Origin of the sequence: Actinoplanes campanulatus (genome assembly GCF_014647795.1) — a bacterium.
Lineage (GTDB): Bacteria > Actinomycetota > Actinomycetes > Mycobacteriales > Micromonosporaceae > Actinoplanes > Actinoplanes campanulatus.
Window position 1 is genome coordinate 1 of record NZ_BMPW01000009.1, and the last position, 20,343, is coordinate 20,343.

At 68.8% G+C, this 20,343-nt stretch carries 12 protein-coding genes, 1 tRNA gene and 2 pseudogenes; 10 read left to right on the forward strand and 5 right to left on the reverse strand.

Annotated elements, in window-relative coordinates; translation table 11 throughout:
* The 3 genes and pseudogenes from IEZ13_RS18225 to IEZ13_RS18235 all read right to left on the reverse strand — a co-directional run.
* A pseudogene (locus IEZ13_RS18225) lies at positions 1 to 1,911 on the reverse strand (hypothetical protein); the annotation flags it as partial.
* Positions 1,904 to 3,205 carry a DUF2398 family protein gene (locus IEZ13_RS18230; RefSeq protein WP_183223315.1) on the reverse strand — a complete coding sequence of 434 codons (1,302 nt, stop codon included), beginning with the start codon at positions 3,203 to 3,205 and terminating at the stop codon, positions 1,904 to 1,906. The pseudogene IEZ13_RS18225 and the gene IEZ13_RS18230, both read right to left, overlap by 8 nt.
* Positions 3,202 to 4,716, reverse strand: coding sequence for a DUF2397 family protein (locus tag IEZ13_RS18235; protein WP_183223317.1), 1,515 nt, complete (start codon positions 4,714 to 4,716; stop codon positions 3,202 to 3,204). The genes IEZ13_RS18230 and IEZ13_RS18235 overlap by 4 nt, the downstream gene beginning before the upstream one ends.
* A 386-nt stretch (positions 4,717 to 5,102) precedes the next feature.
* On the opposite strand from IEZ13_RS18235, the gene IEZ13_RS18240 reads away from it, so the two are divergent.
* From IEZ13_RS18240 to IEZ13_RS18250, 3 genes are all read left to right on the forward strand, one after another.
* Positions 5,103 to 5,654, forward strand: a complete 552-nt coding sequence (locus IEZ13_RS18240) for an AbrB/MazE/SpoVT family DNA-binding domain-containing protein (protein ID WP_183223319.1) — start codon at positions 5,103 to 5,105, stop codon at positions 5,652 to 5,654.
* Entirely contained in the window at positions 5,651 to 6,778 is a 1,128-nt protein-coding gene (locus IEZ13_RS18245; protein WP_229794777.1) for a tyrosine-type recombinase/integrase, read from the forward strand. The genes IEZ13_RS18240 and IEZ13_RS18245 overlap by 4 nt, the downstream gene beginning before the upstream one ends.
* A gap of 310 nt (positions 6,779 to 7,088) precedes the next feature.
* Entirely contained in the window at positions 7,089 to 9,635 is a 2,547-nt protein-coding gene (locus IEZ13_RS18250; RefSeq protein ID WP_183223321.1) for a tetratricopeptide repeat protein, read from the forward strand.
* Here IEZ13_RS18250 and IEZ13_RS18255 read toward each other — a convergent pair.
* Positions 9,628 to 10,245, reverse strand: coding sequence for a response regulator transcription factor (locus IEZ13_RS18255; RefSeq protein WP_183223323.1), 618 nt, complete (start codon positions 10,243 to 10,245; stop codon positions 9,628 to 9,630). The two genes, IEZ13_RS18250 and IEZ13_RS18255, sit on opposite strands and share 8 nt — an antisense overlap.
* Positions 10,246 to 10,400: 155 nt before the next feature.
* Here IEZ13_RS18255 and IEZ13_RS18260 point away from each other — a divergent pair, with 155 nt between their 5' ends.
* Entirely contained in the window at positions 10,401 to 10,691 is a 291-nt protein-coding gene (locus IEZ13_RS18260) for a hypothetical protein (protein ID WP_183223325.1), read from the forward strand.
* Between the two features lie 525 nt (positions 10,692 to 11,216).
* On the opposite strand, the gene IEZ13_RS18265 is transcribed toward IEZ13_RS18260, so the two are convergent.
* Positions 11,217 to 11,301, reverse strand: a tRNA-Leu gene (locus IEZ13_RS18265).
* Positions 11,302 to 11,474: 173 nt separating this feature from the next.
* Between IEZ13_RS18265 and IEZ13_RS47920 the strand changes: the two are divergent.
* The 6 genes and pseudogenes from IEZ13_RS47920 to IEZ13_RS18290 all read left to right on the forward strand — a co-directional run.
* Positions 11,475 to 11,705: pseudogene (locus IEZ13_RS47920) on the forward strand (tetratricopeptide repeat protein); the annotation flags it as partial.
* Between the two features lie 984 nt (positions 11,706 to 12,689).
* Positions 12,690 to 13,223 (forward strand): fibronectin type III domain-containing protein, encoded by a 534-nt coding sequence (locus IEZ13_RS46585; RefSeq protein ID WP_229794804.1) that lies wholly within the window; start codon positions 12,690 to 12,692, stop codon positions 13,221 to 13,223.
* A gap of 149 nt (positions 13,224 to 13,372) precedes the next feature.
* Positions 13,373 to 15,904 carry a fibronectin type III domain-containing protein gene (locus IEZ13_RS18275; protein WP_183223515.1) on the forward strand — a complete coding sequence of 844 codons (2,532 nt, stop codon included), beginning with the start codon at positions 13,373 to 13,375 and terminating at the stop codon, positions 15,902 to 15,904.
* Positions 15,898 to 16,872: an AAA family ATPase gene (locus IEZ13_RS18280; protein ID WP_183223329.1), complete on the forward strand. Its 975-nt coding sequence runs from the start codon at positions 15,898 to 15,900 to the stop codon at positions 16,870 to 16,872. The genes IEZ13_RS18275 and IEZ13_RS18280 overlap by 7 nt, the downstream gene beginning before the upstream one ends.
* A gap of 43 nt (positions 16,873 to 16,915) precedes the next feature.
* Entirely contained in the window at positions 16,916 to 18,025 is a 1,110-nt protein-coding gene (locus IEZ13_RS18285; protein WP_183223331.1) for a DUF58 domain-containing protein, read from the forward strand.
* The gene (locus IEZ13_RS18290) at positions 18,019 to 20,313 is read left to right on the forward strand and encodes a transglutaminase TgpA family protein (protein ID WP_183223333.1); all 2,295 of its coding nucleotides are present in this window, start codon (positions 18,019 to 18,021) and stop codon (positions 20,311 to 20,313) included. The genes IEZ13_RS18285 and IEZ13_RS18290 overlap by 7 nt, the downstream gene beginning before the upstream one ends.
* Positions 20,314 to 20,343: the final 30 nt, after the last annotated feature.

The window sequence follows — 20,343 nt, forward strand, 5'->3', positions numbered from 1 at the left end:
TCCTGACCCTTGCGCGGCCTCGACTGCCCGGGCCGCGGCGCTGTCGGCGGCCGCGAGAGACTGGGCGGCCTCGTCCGCGCGTCGAGAAGCCAATTCTGCGTCGGCCTCGACCTTCGCAAGATTGATCTCTTCGATCGCGGTCTGAAGCGCGTGGTCTGCCCATCGACTGACATCACCGGGGTTGAGGGGCATCGATGCCAGCAGGGAGATGGGGGCGCGTCCGAGTACGGCGCCATGATCAGCGTTGAACGTCTCCAGCGTTCGCCGGGCCTCGGCGTCTCGCGCTGCGACGAGCTGCTGGTCTGTCTCGACCTGCCGTTCGGCATCGGCGAGCTCCGTCGCGGCGGAGTGGTGTCTATTTTCGGCCTGTTCCTGCGCGCGTATGAGTGCCTCGACGTCGGCATTCGCCGTGCGAATCTTGCGGACAGTGGTGTCTCGCTGGTGGACCCAGGTCGATACCGGCTCGGCGGCGGCCTGAACGCCGTCGGCTTCAAGCTGCGCATCCTGATCGAGTTCTGCGGCCAGTAGGCTGGTCACTTGGCGTAGGGGTTCACAGAACGCCTCGGCCTTGACGACCTGGGCGTGCTGGCGTGCCGTTTCGGCAAGTGCTGACACATGCCGGGCGCTAGCGGTAAAGACTTCGGTGGCCGTGTCTAGCTCGTCTTGGGCGCGGTCGGACTCCCGGCGCCGTTGGTCTGCATGGGCGGCAGCTACTCTCGCCGTTTCGTGGGCAGCTTTTACCATTTCGGTCATGGACGGCAGATGGCGGCCCTGATGACCCTGGGTTCGGCCCCTCAGCACCTCGGCGCTGATGCGAAGCTTCGCCAGCTCCTCATCAGCCTCACGGTGTGCCTGATCCGCCGCGGCTTGACGGAGCTTCTCCTCGCCCGTCTCGCGTTCCAGGTCAGCGGCAGCGGCTTCAGCTCGGCCGAGCTCAGCGGCCGCAGCTAAGACGGCGAAAGCGATTACTGCTGCAGCGTTGTCGGCATAGCGGACGTACAAACCGGAGAGCCGAACCAGCAGGTCCCGTTCCTGACCAGCCTTGTCGACCTTGCCCTGTAGATCCTCGAGCTGGCCAAGGTTGTTCGCCAGAAGCCCGGTGTATTGGGACGGAAGGGCCGGCAGTGCGGAAGTCAGCGTGCTGTGCATCTCGTTCGCAGTCATGCGGTCGTTGACGCGCACGCTGCGCAGCGCCCGTAGCACACTGGTCATCGCGTCCATCTGATCGCTGTCGATCTTCGGGAACAGCTGAGCACGTACGGCCTCGGCATAGGCCGCGTCGTCCTGAACTCTGGTGCGCTGCCGGTTGGCGGCCTTCAACAGGCGATCGTGCGAGGTGAACATCTGGCCGTCGAGGGCAGTGAGCTGCTCAGTCAGCCCGTCGATGTCGACGGGTACGGCGTCACGTTGAAGAATGAGTTCGCCGCCGACGCGGGCGGGCACGATGAACCATGCCAGCTCCGCTCGGTCGGAATTCGCGCCGCGCCACCTGATCCACAAGCCGAGCGTGAGCCACTGCGTCACCTCGTTGGTGCCGCGCAAGCCGAACTCCAGCCACCACAGACCTGTCTTCTCCCGATCCGGGTTGCGGTTGTGATGACGCTCGGCCAACGTCCCACTGCCGCGCTGTGACATCGACAACGCGGACGGGCGTACATCACCGTCGAGCATCGTCGGAAACCACTGACCGCTGGTGAGCGACTTGCCGGACCCGTTGGGGCCGACGAGTGCGGTCCAGCCGTTGCGGAACAAGAACTGTTCGTCGATCCACGCCCAGGAGTTCACGACGCCGGCCCGGACCGGCTGCCAGCGGCCGATAGCACCCGGTTCCGCCTCGACACTGAGCGGGCGAGAAGAGTTGAGGCCGTCGAACAAGGTGACCTCTGAGGGCCGCTTGGGCTGTTCAGTCATGGCTACCGTCCTGCGTGAAAAGGTCGTCGGTGATGGCGGGTGCCGAGACATGCCGCTCGGGGCTGCTCAGGCGGACCTGCCAGTAGAAGTGAGCGCCGGTGGGAACCCACTCGTCGCAACTGTCGGCTCTACGGGCAAGAACACCCGCCCGTACCAGCGTGATCAGCGCGTCCTTGGTCAATACCTGGATCGAGCCGGCGGCACGGTGGCTCCTCGCCCAGTCACTGTGATCGGACATCGCCTGTTCGATCACGGCCTGGCACTGCTCGGTACGCACGCTTTCGGGCCTGTTGACGCCCAGCCAGTGCACGATCAGGAGCGCCGCCTGCCCTCGGATCGACTGAGACTGCGGGAAGTCCAGATCCGTCGTGGCTCGATCCGCGTCGCAGGTGAGCCAGACATTGCGCCGTACGAAGCAATTCAGCCCGGCTACCATCGCGGTTTGCAGGGCCTGCCGCCGCCCACCCGAGGTGGACAGATACCGGGCCACCGGGCCATCGTGGTTCAGCGCAACGGCAGCGTCATCCAGTACGGCTCGCAGCGCCCGGTGGCGTCGCTGCAGATCATGCTGGCTCTCGGAGGCATGCTCGGAAAGATCCTGCTGGTCCTGGCAGAGCACGGCGACGTGGGAACTCGGCTGATCGAGGTCGACAGGCATCTGGGAGATAGCCGTCACCGCCAGGAAGTCGTTCAGCCGTTCTGGGTCACAAGTGATCACCACGTCATTGCTGGCGTCGTGCTCGCCGGCTGACAGGGGCCGATCAGTGCTGATGACATGCCAGTACCGCAGTAGCTCCAGCGCTTCGACGAACGCCCGCCGGTTCTGGTCGGCGCCAGCCTTCGATTCGCCGGCCTCGGTGACAACTCTGAACCGGGGAAGGGCGGCTCGCGCGGACTCGCCGGCGCATACCCGGATGACTTCGCGCTGAAGGTCGCCGTAGGTGGCCACAGGTCGACGCCACAGCTGCTCTCCGATCAAGCTGAGCAGAACCAGGACCAGCGGCGATGATGGGCCACCGCCGGGGCCGGCCAGCACGCAGCGGTCCCGCGGTGGCGACTCCCGGCGTTTGAACAGCCTGATGTAACGCCCGAACTCCGATACTTTGACGTGCCATCCCGCGTTGCTCTGGAACCAGCGAGGCAGTTCCTTCTCGCTGTGCCGAGCCAGCCGGTAGACGTCCGGCCGCGACTCCTCCGTCAGCAGCGGCTCGTGAAGAAGGGCCGAGATGATCGGCGTCAGCTCGCTGCTGTGCGGATCTTCAGGCAGATCGAACGCGGTGTCCAAATCGATCATTTGGCACCTGTCAATACGGGTTCATGGCCGATCTGCGAGATTTCGATCCGGACGTCGGGCGCCGTCAGGAATCCATCACCTGCGCGCACCCGGTGCACCACTCCAGGTCGGCCCGCGGCCAGCCGAAGCCGACATCGAAGAGTCAACGCCTCGCCGTACCCAAGATCCGGGTCGAAACCGTCCATCGCCTCCTCCATCAACTCGACCAGGATCTCAAGGTGCTCGTCGTCGACACCGGTGAAGAAGTCCAGGCCCACGACCCCCGGGGTCACCAGGCCGGCAGACAAGTCGGCCCAACGCGCCATCTCAGCCAGGGCAGCCTGCTCTTCCGCTTCCCGCTTGAGCGCAAGATTCTCCAACTGCCGCGCGGCACGCGGGCCCGGCGCCGCAGTGCTCGGCCGGCGGCCGAGCACGACGGGCGTGGCGACGCCCGGTGTGTGCTCGGACGATTCCGCCGGCCGCACGTCGTCCTCGTCACTGCTGCCCCGGGGATGCTGAGCAGCCCACAGCCCCGTCGCCGCAGCAAACACCGCATACGCGTCGGAGTCGTTCTCCTGGGCGTGAATCATGTAAGCCAGCTGCCGGAAGTCTGCGGCAAGATCACTCGCGCGGTGAGCGGCGTAATAGCGACGCATGATGGCAGACAGCAGCGCGTCGATGGCGAAATTCGCCGAGTCGATGATCTTATCGATGTTGCCGCCCTGCACGAACCATGCGTCCAGGCTCTTCAGTTGCGTCACGGCGTCATCGACCCACGCCGTGGTGTCAGCCAACACGGCGCCGGCACCCGGAGCGGCAGCTTCGGCGATGACTTCGTATCCCGTCAGGCGGACGTCGTCCAAGATGCGCCGTAAAGGATTCAATGCTGCCTGCGTGTGCTGAACGAACTGCCGCAAAACAGTCATGATTCGGCGCCGGCTTTCGCCGAACACCTCATCGTCGGTGACGTCATGCTGGTTGAGCATGCGAGTCGCCTCGTAGTAATCACCAGCAGCATTAAGGAGCTGCGCGACATGCGACCGCACCGTCGCAACATCCAATGCCAGCCGCTCCGGCTCGTCGTGAAAATGCAAGAGCAGCTGACGCAGCGTCTCCTGGATGGAATCGATCAACCGCGGCGGCAGAGCCAGTACACGGTTAAGATCATTAACTGCGTCCCGGACGGACCGCACGATAATGCGGCCCTTCTTACTAAGTGACCACGCCTCCTGCCTGCGATGCCCGTCACGCAAGTCCTCTCGCGCGGCCGTCGGGCTAAGAAACGCCAGAACAAGACGCATCTGAACCAGCTCGTCAAGGCGATCACGAAGAAGCTCCGAGGTCATCGGCTCCCCGTAGCCCTCGTCGGCCATCTGCGCCGCGATGTCCTGCATCGTGGACATCGCAGAGGTGCCGCTGAGCCGGAGTAGCGCAGACAGTACAGCCGCGTAGTCCTCGCGGGCATCGCCCCGAGGCTCCCCGGCAAATCTCCACATGTCCGGCTCGATACCCCGCCACCAGTCCGCGTTCATGTTCCTCCCAGGACACCGCTCATGGTTGTCGCCAGCATGTTGGCAGATGGGTACGACAAAAATGTAATAGCGTACATATGTGCTATTCCAGTGAAGCGCTGAGATCTCCGGAAGAGCAGTTCACAGGGCTGAAGAGATAGCGCAGCCTGGTTTCAAGATCGCAACCGGTGTAGGTAATCCTTCTTAAACATATGTTCGAAAAGGGTATTGCGAGATCGAGGGGGTGACCGTTTGGTGGCTTTTAGATTGTCGCGCCGGTCTCCGGGTCGGCTCGTATGGAGCGCAGCCCTCTGGTGATCATTCAGGTGTTTCGGCCCTGTCGCGTACTGGTTGCCGCGGACAACCGAAGACAACCCCAGCCAACTAGCCATCAAGGGTTGCCTCAGGTGTTCTGGAACAAAGATCGAAATCCGCCGAAGAACCAGGCAGCGGACCCGATCCACCCACACCGCGAGGAGGTGCGCTCCATGCGCGACCACCGGGCGAACCCAGCGCCAGCAACCACCGCGCGAACCCCCGACCGAGTAGCGGCAGACCTGTCCGTCGCGCCCATGCCGATACCCGGCGCCACTCAACACCAACGCGTCCGCCCACACCACTACGCCGTAGCCGCCGTCGACAACCACGGCCGCATTGCGGCGGCAGAACTCCTGCAATCACTGGGCTGGAATCCAGGCGACATCATCACCTTCACCATCAACGCCGAACAGTTGATCGTTGCCGGCCGCGTCGCCGCCCGACTTGAAGACACCACCCCGAGCCGAATCCTGCGCCGCCGCGGCCACCTCTACCTGCCGGCCAACATCCGGCACCGCACAGCCATCTCCGCCGGCGACCGCCTACTGCTGACCGCCGATCACGCCGGCACCCTCCGGATCTTCCCCACCCAACTCGTGGCCCGGATCCTGCACCCCTACCTCACCCAACAGCAGCCATGAACCAGCCGGACACCGACTCGACTGATCCGAACGAAGCCAACATCGCCCTGGTCAACGCCCTCATGGCCCAACTCAACGTCACCCGCGACCAGCTCGACCGCGCCGGCATGACCCCGATCCGGCCCGTTCCCACCTTCACCGAATACATCCCACAAGTCAGAGCCGCCGTCACCGCCGGAACCCTGCGCGCCTACGACACCTACTGGCAGCGCATCAGCACCCACTGGGGCGACCGGCGCCTCAACGAACCCACTCCCACCGAAATCAAAGAACTCGCCCAACTCGCCCGCCAGAACGCCATCACCCGCCGCAACTCCCGCGGCGGCGGCTCCGCAGCTGAACACCTCATCGCCGCACTGCGATGCATCTACCAACACGCCATCAACGACCGGCTTCTCGGCGCCAACGACAACCCCGCCGCCCGTGTCCGCAAACCCCGCCGACAGCCGAGCCTGCGTGAAGCATTACCCGAACGAGCGATCGCCGACATCGTCAAGGTCACCTCCGAAACCGGCAACGACCCCGAGCTCGACCTACTCATCCTGCGCCTGCACCTGGAGACCGCCTGCCGCCAAGGCGGTGCCCTCCACGCCCACCGCCATGACCTCGACACCGACCAATGCCTCATCCGGCTCCATGAAAAAGGCCAAACCCAACGCTGGCAACCGATCTCCCCGACACTCACCCGCGCCCTCGTCGCCCACTTCGACACCCGCGGCGACGGCAACCCCGCAAGCCAGATCCTGCGCTACCGCAACGGCCGACCCGTCGGCAAGCGCCGCTACGACAACATCTGGAAACGGATCCGCACCCACCTACGCTGGGCCGACACCCACCAGATCAGCGCCCACTGGCTACGCCACACCACCCTCACCTGGGTCGAACGGCACTTCGGGCAGTCGATCGCCCAGCGCTACGCCGGCCACACCGACTCCAGCCGCCAAGCCACCATCAGCGTGTACACCAAAGCCACCCAAGCCGAAGTCGCCCAAGCACTGTCCGCACTCACCGGCGAGACACATCCACTGGCGACGGCCGAACACATGACGGCGCTGCTGACTGCCAGGTTCCTACAAACCGCACACGACGGCGCGACCACATCAGCAGAAGCCAGCCCCCGCTGATATCCAGACAGCGGCGAACACGCTCGACGACGGGCCACCCGAACGGGACAGACCGATCACTATCTCGACAACCCCGCTCGAGGCGCCCACCAACTCACCAGGCACTCACCGAATCAAATCGGTGTTGGCGGTCAGTGGAAACTCCCCGATGCGGCCGAGGCGGAGCCCCAGACCCGAACCATGTCCATCGATGCCATCATCCGGTAAGCCCATTCCGTGCCACTCGCCGTAACCTCATGATGACGGAGTGGGTTGGGCCAGGCGATACAAGATACGGCTTGTCATCGGCAGCGTCTGTCTGATCATCGCGATGGCACTGTGGACGGGCACCTTGTCGAGCGTCGCGCAGCTACTGCCGGAGACCACCGGGAACGCCCTGAACGCCTTTCTGGACGTCGGCGACAAGCTCGGCAGCATCGTGGCAGCGCTGGTCGCCGTGTCCACCGTGGTGAAACCCGTTCGCGCCGCCATACCGGCACTCGGCACCCCCGGGCGGGCGACAACCGATTCCGGCCCGCACCTGGTGGATCGCGCCGACAATCGCGCCCAGCTGCACCGGGCTCTGCGCAGTCCACGGACCCGGGTGATCGTGGTCAGCGGTGACGAGGGAGTCGGTAAAACCCAGCTGGTCAACCGCGTGCTGTGGGAGTCGAAGCTCAAGCTCACCGTTCACCCACACGAGGTGACCACGACGTACCACCCTTCGGCGCATACTCTGCTGCGCGACCTCGATGCCGGGGGCGATGATTCAGGTAGCTGGGGCCCGCCCTTCGACGAGTCGACGCTGGGCCGGCTGGAGAAGACCCTGACCCGCTATCGCAAACAACGGGCGATCATCGTTCTGGACAACGCGGAGCTGTTACTCGACCAGGACCGGCATGTGGTGGATCTCGCGCTGGACGAGGCGTTCCAGGCGGTAGCCACGGCCCGCCGCCATCGCGTGAAGATCATTCTGGTGACCAAGATCCAGCCCCGCAGTGCCGGCACGCACGAGAAGTGGTTGCCCCGCAAGCCGATCAAGGTACTCGGGCTGCCGTTCGACTTCTTCAAGGCGATCGCGCTGGAACGGCCGGGCAACGCGCATCGGATGGCTGCGTCACTCGGCGACGACCAGTTGCGCCGGTTGTGGCGCAACCTGGGCAGGCAGCTGCGACTGGCAGAGATCTTCGACGCGATCGCCGACCCCGCGAAAGGGGTACCAGCGCCGGAGCTTGAGCAGAAGGTGCACGGCTGGGTGCAGGACGACGACACCGTCACTCACATCCGGGAACGCCTACTCGATCAGCTCCTGACCGCGCTCACCCCGGCGGGCAAGCGCGTGTACGAGGCTCTCGCCGCGTTCGCCTGCCCCGTGGACGTCGACGAGATCACGGCCGTGGTCAACAACGTAAAGGCCGAGAAGGTCGATCCGGGTGACATCCAGGACGAGCTCGACCGGCTAAACCGTCACGTGGTGCGCTGCGTCGACGGACGGTACTTTCTGCCACACGAGGAGGCGCTACGCGCCCTGCGCTGCGGTGACGACACCGCCCCGGACGAGGCCGCCCGGATCAGGTGGCTGCTGCTCTACGCCGCCGACCAGCTCAAGAACCGGCGCCGGCGGCTCGGCCAAGCCCCGCACATCGACCCGGTGGCCTTCTTCCCGGAGGTGGACGCACACCTGCGTGCCGGCTCGTTCGGGACGGCGTATCGCACCATCCGCGCCATCGACCGTGGCGCCGACACCGGTCGGCCCGACCAGCGGCTGCACGAACGCCGGGAGCAGGTCGCCGAGCGGATCCGCCTCGACCTACGGCCCCGTAACTACCTCGTCCTCGGCTATCTGAGCCACCGAGCCGGTGACCTCTCCCGCGCCGAGACACACTTTCGCAGTGTCCTGGAACTGGGCGGTGGCATCGCCTCGATCGAGGCCAAGGCCCGGCTGCACCTCGGCTGGATCTCCTGGTCCCGGGGCACAGCCGACAGCGCAGCCGAGGCGTTCACCCAAGCCCGCGACCTAGCGCCGGAGGATCCGGTCGTACAGGCCAGCGCGTGGCAAGGCCTCGCACGATGCGCCCGCCGGCAGGCCAGATTCGGCGAAGCGGTCACCGCGATGCAGATGGCCTACGACGCCACGGAGGAACTGTCTCCGCAACGAGTCTCGGTGGCAGGCCGGCTCGCCCGCCTATACCTCGACACGCAGCAGACCGACGCCGCTCAGCGTGTCGTCGACGAGGCCCGTGCGCTCGCCGAACGGCATCGCGACGACGCACTGCGGGCGATCAGCCTCGACGCTCTCGCCGACGTCCGCTTCGCCCAGGGGCATGACGACGATGCGCTCTCGTACGCCCGGCAAGCCCTGGAACTGGCGCTGCGCAATCACGACGCGTTCACCGCGCTGCAGGCACGCCTGACGATCTGCACCGTACGGCTACGCAAGCAGCAGTGGCACCGCGCGCGGCGCGAAGCGACCCTGGCCGAACGCTACCGCGACACGGAACGGTCACTCATGGCGACCGCGCTGCGCGCAGTCGCCTTGCACCGAATGAAACGGCGTACTGAAGCCCGTCAAGCGTTCGACCGAGTCTTCCTCAGCGCGAAACTGCGCATCAAGCAGGATCCCAACGATGCCGCCGCCTGGGAACTCGTCGGCCTCGCGCTGTGCGGGCTGTCGCTGCAGCCCGGCGGCCCGTCCATCGACGGCGCGGTGGAGGCGTTCGGGGCCCTGCGGCAGAACGGCAAAGTCCCGGCCGAAGGCCACGCCCGCTACCTCGCCTTCCTGGTCTCGACGATGGCCGGGCCCCGGACCGACCGCGCCCGGCTGCAGCCGGTACTCAACTCGCTGATCCCGGACTCGGTACTGCCCTCGGTCAGGTGACGCCCGGCTGCTCACTGGTCGGCAGCAGCCAGCCTTGCTGCTGGGCACGGATGACCGCCTCGATGCGGGTGCGGACGCCGAGCTGGCGGTACAACGCCTGCAACAACCGGAACATCGCTCTCTCCGAGTAGCCAGCCCGGTCCGCGAGCTGCGCCACCGTCATCCCAGCGGCCAGCTGACGCAACCAGCGTTGCTGGTCAGCGGTCAGCTGGCGGGTCTCCGGATCGGCGCCGCCGATCAGAGCAGCCAGCACCTCAGCCGGCACCACGGCCTGCCCGGCGCATGTGGCGTCGACGGTGGCGACCAGCGTTGCCTCATCCATCTGCCGGGCGGCCACGGATTGTGCGCCGGCACGCACCGCCGTCAGGCCGGCAGCCACCGAGTCGTCGGTCAGAACCGCGATGACCGGGCATCCGTCGCCAGCCGAACCCAGCTGATGAAGCAGATCCCAGCTCGATACCGCGTCCAGCGTCAGCAGCATCATCCTGTCGTCCCGACGGCCCCAGGCCAGCGGCTCACCTGGCTGCTCCACGATGTGGCCCGCGGCGGACAGCACCGTGGCGATCCCGCGGCAGTACATCGGTAGTGGATCGACGACCGCGAGCAACATGGCGATGAGCGTAAGAGGACATGGTCATCTCAGCCCGCGGACGCCAGGCAGAACACCGCCACAAGCCGTCGGAGACTCCCGCGACGCCGTCATGGTTTGTCACGCCGAAGCCGTCCTAGCGTTGACCGGGACGAGCGTGAAAGTGAGGGCCGACGTTGGGCAATGACAGCGACTTCGGGATTCCACCTTTCGCCGCAATCAATGATCGCGACGAGCAGATCCTGCAAGAGGCGCGTCGCGCGCGCATCACAGTCCACCCGGACGACTATGCGACGATCTGGGACGTCGTCGAGCAGACAGCCGACTCCGCACCGGCAACCCATGAGGACCACGAGGACCTGGTCATGCAGACCCTGATCGTCGACTACGGCGTCGACGAGGCCGAGTGGGGGCTGCGCGTGCTGGTCGTCATGGCGCAGTGGCGACACGCGGAGGTCAACAACTGATCAGCCGCCGCCGAGGGCCCGGGCAACACCACAGGCCGGGGACCGCTTCAGGAAGTGAAACGCTGGTACGCAACTTCATCGACACGCTCGCCGCCTGGCCGCTCGCGCGCACCGCTGAGCCGGGCAGTTCCACCGGCAACGCGTAAGCGTGAGGTCAGGGACAGGCGCGGCGCAACGCGAATGCCGCAGACCGTCCAGCAGGGCGCAACGCTCGCCGACAATCACGTCCTTCGGCTGCCCAAGGTTGCACGGGGCAGCGATGTCGAGCGCGTCTCTGAATCCGGCAACGTTGCGAAAGTGCCAGCGGCACCTCATTCCACACGCCGACGAGGAAGCCACGCATCATGGGCGTGACTGGGATCACAGAATCGGCAAAGATGCAGGCCAGAGGCCTGTGTGCACCTAGAAGTAAGCGTCCAAACTGAATTCGATACTTACTTCTACTTCAGCCTGGTCAAGCGATATCGCCTGCGGCTATCATGTCCCACATTGACACCAATGTGGGGCACGAATGCGACTTAAAAGTGTCCGAGGGGGGACTTGAACCCCCACGCCCGATAAAGGGCACTAGCACCTCAAGCTAGCGCGTCTGCCATTCCGCCACCCGGACCTGCTCTTGCTCTGTACAGCTTACCGGGGCCGTCACCGTGGCTTTCACCTGGGTTTCGGCTGCCCAGCGGGCCGCACAGGTGAGAACTATATACGGCTCCCGGGCGGGGTCGAAGCGGGGGTCGGGACCGTCACTGGGATCGGATGTGGCGTTGGGCGGGATGAGCGGGCAGCATGGCGGACGTGTCGCAGCCGTCGCCTCTCACTCCGGCCCTCGAGCGGGCCCGTGGTCTGATCGCCGCGGGCAACTTCGACGCGGCTCAGGTGCTGCTTGAACGGGCTGTCGAGCTCGGGCGGGAGAAGCTCGGGGAGGACGAACCGGACGTGCTCACCGCTCAGCGGGAGCTCGCCGGGGTCTATCTGCGGGCCGACGATCCGATGGGTGCCCGCCGGGTGCTGGAGGACGCCTACGCGGCCGGGCAGTGGCGGCTCGGGGACGCTGATCCGCTCCTGCTGCACATCTCCCATGATCTGGGCGTCGTCGCTCAAGAGCTCGGGAACCGGCATGAAGCGCGCAAAGCCTTCGGGCGTGTCGCCGAGCACGGGCCGGCGGCTCTCGGTGGGGGGGACCGGCTGGTCGCCCGGGCGCAGGCTTATCTCTCCGAAGATCCTTCAACCGCGACGGTACGGCCGACAGCACCGCCCCCACCCGCGTCCACGCCCACTCCGCCGGTTCCGGCGCCCGGCCCGGTCCACGGTCAAGGGCCGTCTCCCGTGCCCAGCCCGGCCCCAGCGCCCGGTCCGGTCCACGGCCAGGGGCCATCTCCGGCTCCCGCTCCTGCTCCGGGTCCGGGGTCGGGATCACTGCCTGCGTCCGGGCCCGGGCCAGCGCCGATTCGTGGCCCTCAGCCGACCCCGTCGCCGGGTTTGCAAGGGGCGATGGAGCGGGCGACCGAGATGTTGCCGCTGGTTCGTCCGGAGTCGGTGGTTCCCGCACGGCCTGACCCGGTCACGCCTCAGCCGGAGACGCCGCCCGCCGGACCGTGGATCGGTGCTCCCGCGCCCAGCGTCGACGGGCACGCGCACCCAGCCTCCTTCCCGGGCAACGCGACGGCGAGCCCTGCGGTCCCGCCGGTGTCCCAACCGGGCCAGCCGCATGGCTATCCGGCGAGCTGGGCGGGTCACCCGGCACCGCAGCCGGGCTACCCGGACCCGGCGTCCGCGCACGCGGGCACACACGCGGGTCAGGGCCGGCCGGGGTATCCGGGTCCGGCGTTTCCGGGGACGCGCGGGAGTCAGCCGCCCGCCGGCTATGCGGGTCCGCAAGCGGGCCAGGCGAGTAGGCATCCGAACGGCGGCGCTGCGAGCCAGACGCCGGCCCCGCACCGGGGGGCGCAGCCGGGGCCGGGGAACGGGGGCCATCCGGGGTATGCGGCGGGGCAGCCTGGAGTGTGGCAGCAACTGCCCGGGGGGTACCCGGGGGCGGGGCAGCCTGCGGCGGGTGCGCTCAGCCCGTACCCCATCGAAGGAAACAAGAGCGGGAGCCGCGCGATCGCGGTGGCCCTCACCGTGCTCGCGACGCTTGTCGCCGTCATCGCAGTGGGGGCGCTCGTCGTGGTGCTCGCGGACCGGTCGCAGGAGCCGGTGGCGCAGGAGACCGAGGGGACCGTTCCGCCGGGCGTGCCCGTTCTGGGTGGGGCGCCGCCGACCGGGCTGACGCTTGACGACCGCGGGACCAGTGTGGGGCTGACCTGGGGTGATCCGGCCAAGGGCAAAGCGCCGTTCATCATCACGATGGCGAAGCGGGGCGAGCAGTTGAGGACGGTCGGGCACGTCAACCCGGGGACGGAGGAGTTCGTGGAGCAGGGGCTCAACGCCAACCTCGACTACTGCTTCGCAGTGGTGGCGGTCTATTCGACCAAGCAGGTCTCCAGTTCTGTCCAGGTGTGCACGAAGCGGGGGACCGCTCGTCCACAGCGATGAGACACGGGTACCCGCGGGCGAGCGGCTTTCCCTATGATGGCCTGCGTCCTTGAGGCGGATTGACCGGAATCGACAGGAGGACAGCTGCGGTGACCAGCGCAGAGGCGGTACGGAGGCGACGCCTGCCCAGCCGGGGGCAACTGGTCACGATGGCCACCGTGCTCGTGCTGGTGGCCGGGCTCGGGCTCACCATGAGGGGGCTCGGCACCGCTGACAAGGCGCTGGCCAGCTTCGACGCCGCCTCCTGGGTGTGGAGCAAGGGCAAGGGCGAGCTGGCCCGGATCAACGGCACGGCCGCCCGCATCGACACTCGCGCGGACGTCAACCAGGCTCGTGGGCACGCGTTGCAGGTGAGCCAGAGTGACCGGTTCGTGCTGCTTCGTGACGTCAACACCGGTGCGATCGCCTCGATGGACCTCACCGATCTCATGGCGTACTGGAATCAGCAGTCGGAGCCGGGCATCGGCGTGAGCGTGGCCCTGCACGACGACAGCGCCTTCATCGTCGACGCCGTTCAGGGCAAGGTTCAGCAGGTCGACCCGGCCTCGTTGCAGCCGGTGGGGGAGTCGTTGCAGTTCCCGCCGGGCATCAGCGGTGGCATCTTCGACGGGGCGGGCCGGCTGTGGATCGCCGCGCCCAGTGAGGGCACCGTCACCGCTATCGACCCGGGTGCGGCCGCCCCGGTGCGGGTTCGCACCGACTCGGTGGCCGCCGCCAGCCACGACCTGGCCGTCTCCGCCCTGGACAAGGGCATCGCCGTGCTCGACCGGACCACCAACGCGCTCACCGTGATCGGGGAGAACGGGCCGGGCCGGCCGACCACGCTGCCGCTGACCGGGCCGGGTGAGCTGCCCGAGCGCACCGAGGGTGACATCATCGCGATCACCGTGCCGGACGAGCGGCGCGTCTACACCGTCGGCACCGACGGGCAGGGGGTGCGCGACGTCACCGTCCCGGACGACGGCGGCGACCTCGGGCCGGCCGTGCCGTACGAGGATTATCTGTATGTGCCGGAGGACGACGGCACGGTGCACGTCATCAACCAGGACGGCCAGCCCGAGCAGCCGATCGACATCGAGCGGCCGGGCGGCGACCTGGAGTTGGAGGTGCGGGAGGAGCACCTGTTCATCAACGCGCCCGGCGCCACCACGGCCCGCGTCGTCGACGGCAACCACACGGTCCGCCCGGTCAACAAGGAGCGCGACGACGTCGTCGGCGGCGACCCGCCGAAGGTGAAGACGCCGCCCGCCCCGCCGAAGCAGGAGAAGCCGAAGAAGCCGGTCGCCGCCAAGCCGGGCGCGCCCCGCGGTGTCCGCGCCGCCGCCGGCAACGCCGAGGTCCGCGTGTCGTGGCAGTCGGCGGCGGACAACGGCGCCCCGATCACCCGGTACGTGGTGGCCGGCGCCGGGCGCACCTTCCCGGTCGGCGCCGACCAGCGGTCGCTCGTCATCGACGGGCTGACCAACGGGCAGACGTACCGGTTCGAGGTGCACGCCGTGAACCGCAAGGGCGACGGGCCCGGCCGGATGAGCAACGCGGTCATGCCGACCGCCGAGGTGCCGGACCCGCCGGGCACACCGGTCGCCGAGGCGAAGACCGACGGCACGGTCGGCGTCACCTGGCCGGCCGCCAACGGCCAGGGTCGCAAGATCCAGCGGTACGCGGTGACCGCCATTTCCGAGGGCGTCAGCTCCCCGATCGGCGAGTCGACCACCACCACCCTCGCGGTGGCCGCCGGTCAGCTCGAATTCGGCAAGCAGTACGCGTTCACCGTCGTCGCGGTCAACGACAAGGGCGCCGGCTCGAAGGCCTCCGCGGTCAGCAACACGATCGTTCCGTTCAGCAAGCCGGCCAAGCCGGAGAACGTGGAGGCCGCCACGGTCGCCGCGCAGGCCGGCGCGATCAGCGTCACCTGGACGGCGCCGGCCGACAACGGCCGCCCCATCACCGAGTACGTGGTGAAGGCCGGCGGTAAGGAGACGAAGGTCGCCGAGACCTCGGTCACCCTGACCGGGCTCGGCACGGGCGCCACCGTGCAGGTCGAGGTGACCGCGGTGAACGAGGCCGGCCCGAGCGACGCGGCGACCGCCACCGCCCGCACGGTGGCCGCGCCGACGGTCACCATGACCGGGGTCGACCCGACCTTCAACACGGCGAAGGTGTCGTTCACGGTGAACAACGGCGGCGGCACGGCCACCTGCACGCTCACCGTCTCCGGTGGCGGCAAGGGCTCCAGCGGCAGCTGCACCAGCCTCAGCGCCAGCGGGCTGAAGCCGAGCACCGCCTACACGTTCACGGTCACCGCCAAGAACGCGGCCGGCAGCGCCGCGAAGAACATGGCCAAGACGACCGACGCCCTGTACGGCACGGCCACCTGCATCAACGGGGACAGCGGGGACCAGAGGACGTACTGCGACTCCGACGTGTCCGGCCGCAACGGCAACGAGATCTTCAAGGGCACCCGGCAGGACGACGACCAGCAGGCGGGCTGGGTCAAGAACGGGACCCGGCTCCAGGCGTACTGCAAGAAGACCGGTGAAGAGGTCTACGCGTACGTCTACAACAAGGACAAGAGAAGCACGTGGTGGATTCAGGTGAACTACGAGGGCAAGACCTACATCCCGTGGGCGTGGCTGAACCTCGACGGCGGGGACGACCTGGCGGACCTGCCGACGTGCTGACGCCCGCTCACGTACAGGGATTCGCCGACGTCGCCGGGGAACTGGCCACCCGGATCGGCACCGTCGTCCTCGGCAAGCCCGAGGTGGTCCGGCTCGCCCTCACCGCGCTGTTCGCGCAGGGGCACGTCCTGCTCGAGGACGTGCCCGGCGTCGGCAAGACCACCCTGGCCCGGGCGCTCGCCGCGTCCATCCGCGGGCAGTGGCGGCGCATCCAGTTCACCCCCGACCTGCTGCCCTCCGACGTCTCCGGCGTCACCGTGTTCAACCAGGCCAGCCGCGGCTTCGAGTTCCACCCGGGCCCGGTCTTCGCGAACCTGGTGATCGCCGACGAGATCAACCGGGCGTCGCCGAAGACCCAGTCGGCGCTGCTCGAGGTGATGGAGGAGCGCCGGGTCACCGTCGACGGCGTGCCGCACCCGGTGCCGCAGCCGTTCCTGGTCGTCGCCACCCAGAACCCGGTCGAGATGGACGGCACCTACCGGCTGCCCGAGGCCCAGCTCGACCGCTTCCTGGTCAAGCTGTCCGTCGGCTACCCGGACGAGGACGTCGAGATCGAGGTGCTGCGCGGGGCGGCCGTCCGGTCCCCGGACACCCTCGAACCGGTCACCGACACCACCATGATCGGCGAGATGGCGCGGATGGTCGCGGCCGTCCACATCGCCGACCCCCTTTATGCGTACGCCGTGCGCCTGGCCGCCGCGACCAGGAACCATCCTCAGGTCCGCGTCGGTGTCAGCCCCCGTGGGGTGATCGCGCTGACCCGGGCCGCCAGCGCATATGCGCTGATCAGCGGCCGGGCGTACGTGCTGCCCGAGGACTTCAAGGACCTGATCGAGCCGGTCTTCGCCCACCGGGTGCTGCTGTCCGCCGACGCCCAGCTGCGCGGGGTGACCGCGGCCGACGTGCTCGCCGACGCGCTGCGGTCGGTGCCCGTCCCGCTGCCCGAGCACCAGCATTCCCCGGCCTGATCCGTTGCGCGGCCCTCACGACCCGAAACATCAGCGCAGTGGGATGACCGCCCGCGGCATCGCGCTCGCGGCCACCGCCGGGATCCTGCTCGGCACCGGATTCCGCTACGGCTACCCCGACCTGGCGCTGCTGGGGGCGGCCGCCGGGATCGCGGTCGTCGCGGCGCTGGTCTTCGCGTTCTGGCGGCCCCGCCTCGGCGTCGCCCGTGTCGCCGAACCCGACCGGGTGGCCCGCGGCGAACCCGCCGACGTCACCCTCACCATCAGCAACACCAGTAAGGTGCGGGCGGCCAGCCTGATCGCCACCGACCGCTGCGGCGCCGCGACCGTCGACGTGCCGCTGCTGCGCCTGCGGGCCGGGCACGACACCGTCGAGAGCTATCCGGTGCCCACCCATCGGCGTGGGCTCGTACCGATCGGGCCGCTGCACGTCACCCGCCGTGACCCGCTCGGGCTGATCACCCTGAACCGGGCCTACGGCGGCACCACGATCGTCCGCGTCTACCCGCGCGTGCACCCGATGCGGGCCGTCCCGGCCGGGCTCACCCGCAGCCTCGACGGGCGCGTCGACAAGGTGCCGCAGGGCTCGATCACCTTCGACACGCTGCGGGAGTACGTGCCCGGCGACGAACTGCGGCGGGTCCACTGGCGCAGCAGCGCCAAGGTCGGCGAGCTCATGGTCCGCGAACAGCTCGACACCTCCGAGCCGCAGATCGTCGTCCTGCTCGACGACCGGGCCACCGCCCACCGCGGGGACAGTTTCGAGGACGCCTGCGAGGCGGCCGCGTCGATCGTCGTCGCCGCGGTGCGTGAGGACCTGCCGGTCACCCTGCACCTGGTCGCCGCCACGCTCAGCGGGCCGCACCTCGACGTGCTCACCGAGGCGACCCTCGGCGACGGGGACCTCGACGCCACCCTGCGTCACCTGCGGGCGCAGAAACTCGGCGACACACTGATCTTCCTGACCGGGCCGGGCGGGCGCGACGATCTCGGTGCGCTCAGTGGACTGCGCTCGGCGTACCCCATCGCTCTGGCCGGAATCCTCGGCGACCGCGACTCCTCGCCCGCCGCGCCCACCGACCGCCTGTTGGTGATCGAGGCCGCCGACGGCGCCGAGTTCGCCGCCGCCTGGGACGGGGTCCGCGGATGGTGACCCGGGTGCTGCGGCGTGCCGTCGTGCCGGTCGCGCTGGCCGGCATGCTCATGCTGGCCGGCGCGGCGCTCGGCGGGATCTATGCCGACGGTCTGCTGTTCCGTCTGGTGGCGGGCGCGGCGATCGGGTCGGTGGCGGTCGGGGTCGCGGCCCGGCGGCTGCCCTCGTGGACGGTGGCGCCGATCTCGGCCGTGCTCCTCGGCGGGTATGCGGCGCTCGCCCTGTATCTGGCCGCCGGGGATGGCGGGCTGACGCTCACGGTCGCCCGGGACGCGCTCGCCAACGGGATTCCGCGCCTGCTCACGGCCATGATCCCGATCGAGCCCACGCCGGACACGGTGATCATCGCGGTGGGCGCGGTGTGGGTGGCGGGTCTCGCCGCCACCGAGATCGCGGTACGCGGTGGGCGGGTGCTGCTCGGCTGTCTGCCGCCGGCGCTGGTCTACGCGGGGGCGCTCTACGTGGTCGGGCCCAACGCCTCGGCGGCGACGATCTGGACGCTGACCTTCGCGGGGCTGGTCGTGGCCGCTCTCGCCAGCACGTCGGTGACCGGGGCGAAGACGCACGCGGCCGTGCGGGCGCGGGCGCTCGGTGGCGCGGCCGCCGGGCTGGCGGTCGTTCTCGGCCTGATCGCGGCCACCGGTCCGTGGGTTGCCGGCCGGGTCACCGCGACGCCGGTCGACCCACGACGGTACGTGCAGCCGCCCCGCGTCGACAGCCTGGACGAGAGTCCGCTCAACCGGATCTCGGGGTGGGCGCTCGACCCCACGCAGCAGCTGCTGGAGTTCCGGCCGGGCTTCGTGCCGGCGGCCGCTCCGTCCGCCTCTGCGAAGAAGCCCGCCGCCCAGCCTGAGGTTCGGCTGCGGCTCGCCGTGCTCTCCGACTACGACGGGGTCACCTGGCGCGTCGGCGGGATCTACCGGAACGCCGGGCGCGTGCTGCCCCCGCCCACCACGCCGGCCGGTGCCCAGGTCAGCGAGTCGCAGCAGCAGATCACGATCACCGGGCTGACCGGGCGGCTACTTCCGGCCGTGCCGACGCCCACCCGGATCACCGGGGCGCGGGTCGCCTACGACGCGGCGACCGGCACCCTGATCCGGCCGGAAGGACTGACCGACGGGCTCCGCTACACGGCCATCTCCCAGACGCAGACGCCCGACCTCAATCTGCTGCCGATCGCCGAGGTGCCGTCCGGGGACGCGTGGGTCCGCTACCTGAAGGTCGGCCAGAACACGCCCAAGCAGATCGAAGGCCTCGCCGAGCATCTCGCCGAGGGGTACAGCGCCGCCTACGACCGGGCCGTGGTGATCGAGCAGTTCCTGGCCGAGCACTACCGGCACGTGGCCGACGCGCCGAGCGGGCACGCCTATCCCAACCTCGCCCACTTCCTCTTCGGGCGGCGCGACCTCGGCGGCCAGAAGGGCACCTCGGAGCAGTTCGCTGCGGCATACGCGCTGTTGGCGAGACTGACCGGTCTGCCCAGCCGGGTGGTGGTCGGGTTCACGGCGCCCGCCGCCGGTGGACCGGTCACCGCCGGTGACGCGCTCGCCTGGCCGGAGGTGTACTTCGACGGGGTCGGGTGGGTGGCCTTCGACCCGATGCCGAAGAGCGACACCGTGCGGCCGGTCGAGGAGGACTACACCCCGCCGAAGCCCACCCCGCCGCCGTCACCGTCGGACACCCCGGCGCCTACCGCTGAGGAGTCGTCGGCTCCGCCGTCCGCGGTCGTGGCCGCGCCGACCGCGGGTGGGCCGTCCACCGTGCTCGTCGCTTCCGGGGTGTCGGGTGGTGTGGTGTTCGTGCTGGTGGGTGCGGCTCTGGCGGTGGTGGCGCTGCGGTCCGCCCAACGGCGGCGGCGGCTCACCTTCGGGGATCCGGCTCAGCGGATCACCGGGGCCTGGCTGGAGTTCACCGACGCGCTGCGGCTGGCCGGGCATCCGGTTCCGTCGCATCTGTCGGCCACCGAGGCGGCCGGGCACGCGTCGGTGCTGCCATCGCCACCGAAACGAACCGGTCTGCTGCGCCGGGCGGTCCCGGTCACGCCACCCGCGCCGGCGCCGGAACCAACACCACTGCCGCCGCTGGATGCGCTGGTGGACGCGGTCAACACGGCCGGGTTCGCGCCGGAGGCCGCCGACGCGGGACAGGCGGACCGAGCGGGGGAGCAGGTGGTCGCCTACTCCACCGCGCTGCGGGAACGTCGCAACCGGTGGCAACGGATGCTGTGGGCCGTACGCCCAGGGCCGTTGCGGTGGAATCGCTCACCCGGCGGCAAATCGCCTGGCTGAGGTCGCGCTTCACAAAGGGAGGACTCGCCG

What these genes read in the sequence shown, in the direction of transcription:
- IEZ13_RS18235 (WP_183223317.1), bottom strand. Translation starts at nt 4,716, where the DNA reads ATGAACGCGGACTGGTGGCGGGGTATCGAGCCGGACATGTGGAGATTT.
- IEZ13_RS18275 (WP_183223515.1), top strand. Translation starts at nt 13,373, where the DNA reads ATGGCCACCGTGCTCGTGCTGGTGGCCGGGCTCGGGCTCACCATGAGG.
- IEZ13_RS18290 (WP_183223333.1), top strand. Translation starts at nt 18,019, where the DNA reads ATGGTGACCCGGGTGCTGCGGCGTGCCGTCGTGCCGGTCGCGCTGGCC.
- IEZ13_RS18250 (WP_183223321.1), top strand. Translation starts at nt 7,089, where the DNA reads ATGGCACTGTGGACGGGCACCTTGTCGAGCGTCGCGCAGCTACTGCCG.
- IEZ13_RS18230 (WP_183223315.1), bottom strand. Translation starts at nt 3,205, where the DNA reads ATGATCGATTTGGACACCGCGTTCGATCTGCCTGAAGATCCGCACAGC.
- IEZ13_RS18255 (WP_183223323.1), bottom strand. Translation starts at nt 10,245, where the DNA reads ATGTTGCTCGCGGTCGTCGATCCACTACCGATGTACTGCCGCGGGATC.
- IEZ13_RS18285 (WP_183223331.1), top strand. Translation starts at nt 16,916, where the DNA reads ATGACCGCCCGCGGCATCGCGCTCGCGGCCACCGCCGGGATCCTGCTC.
- IEZ13_RS18245 (WP_229794777.1), top strand. Translation starts at nt 5,651, where the DNA reads ATGAACCAGCCGGACACCGACTCGACTGATCCGAACGAAGCCAACATC.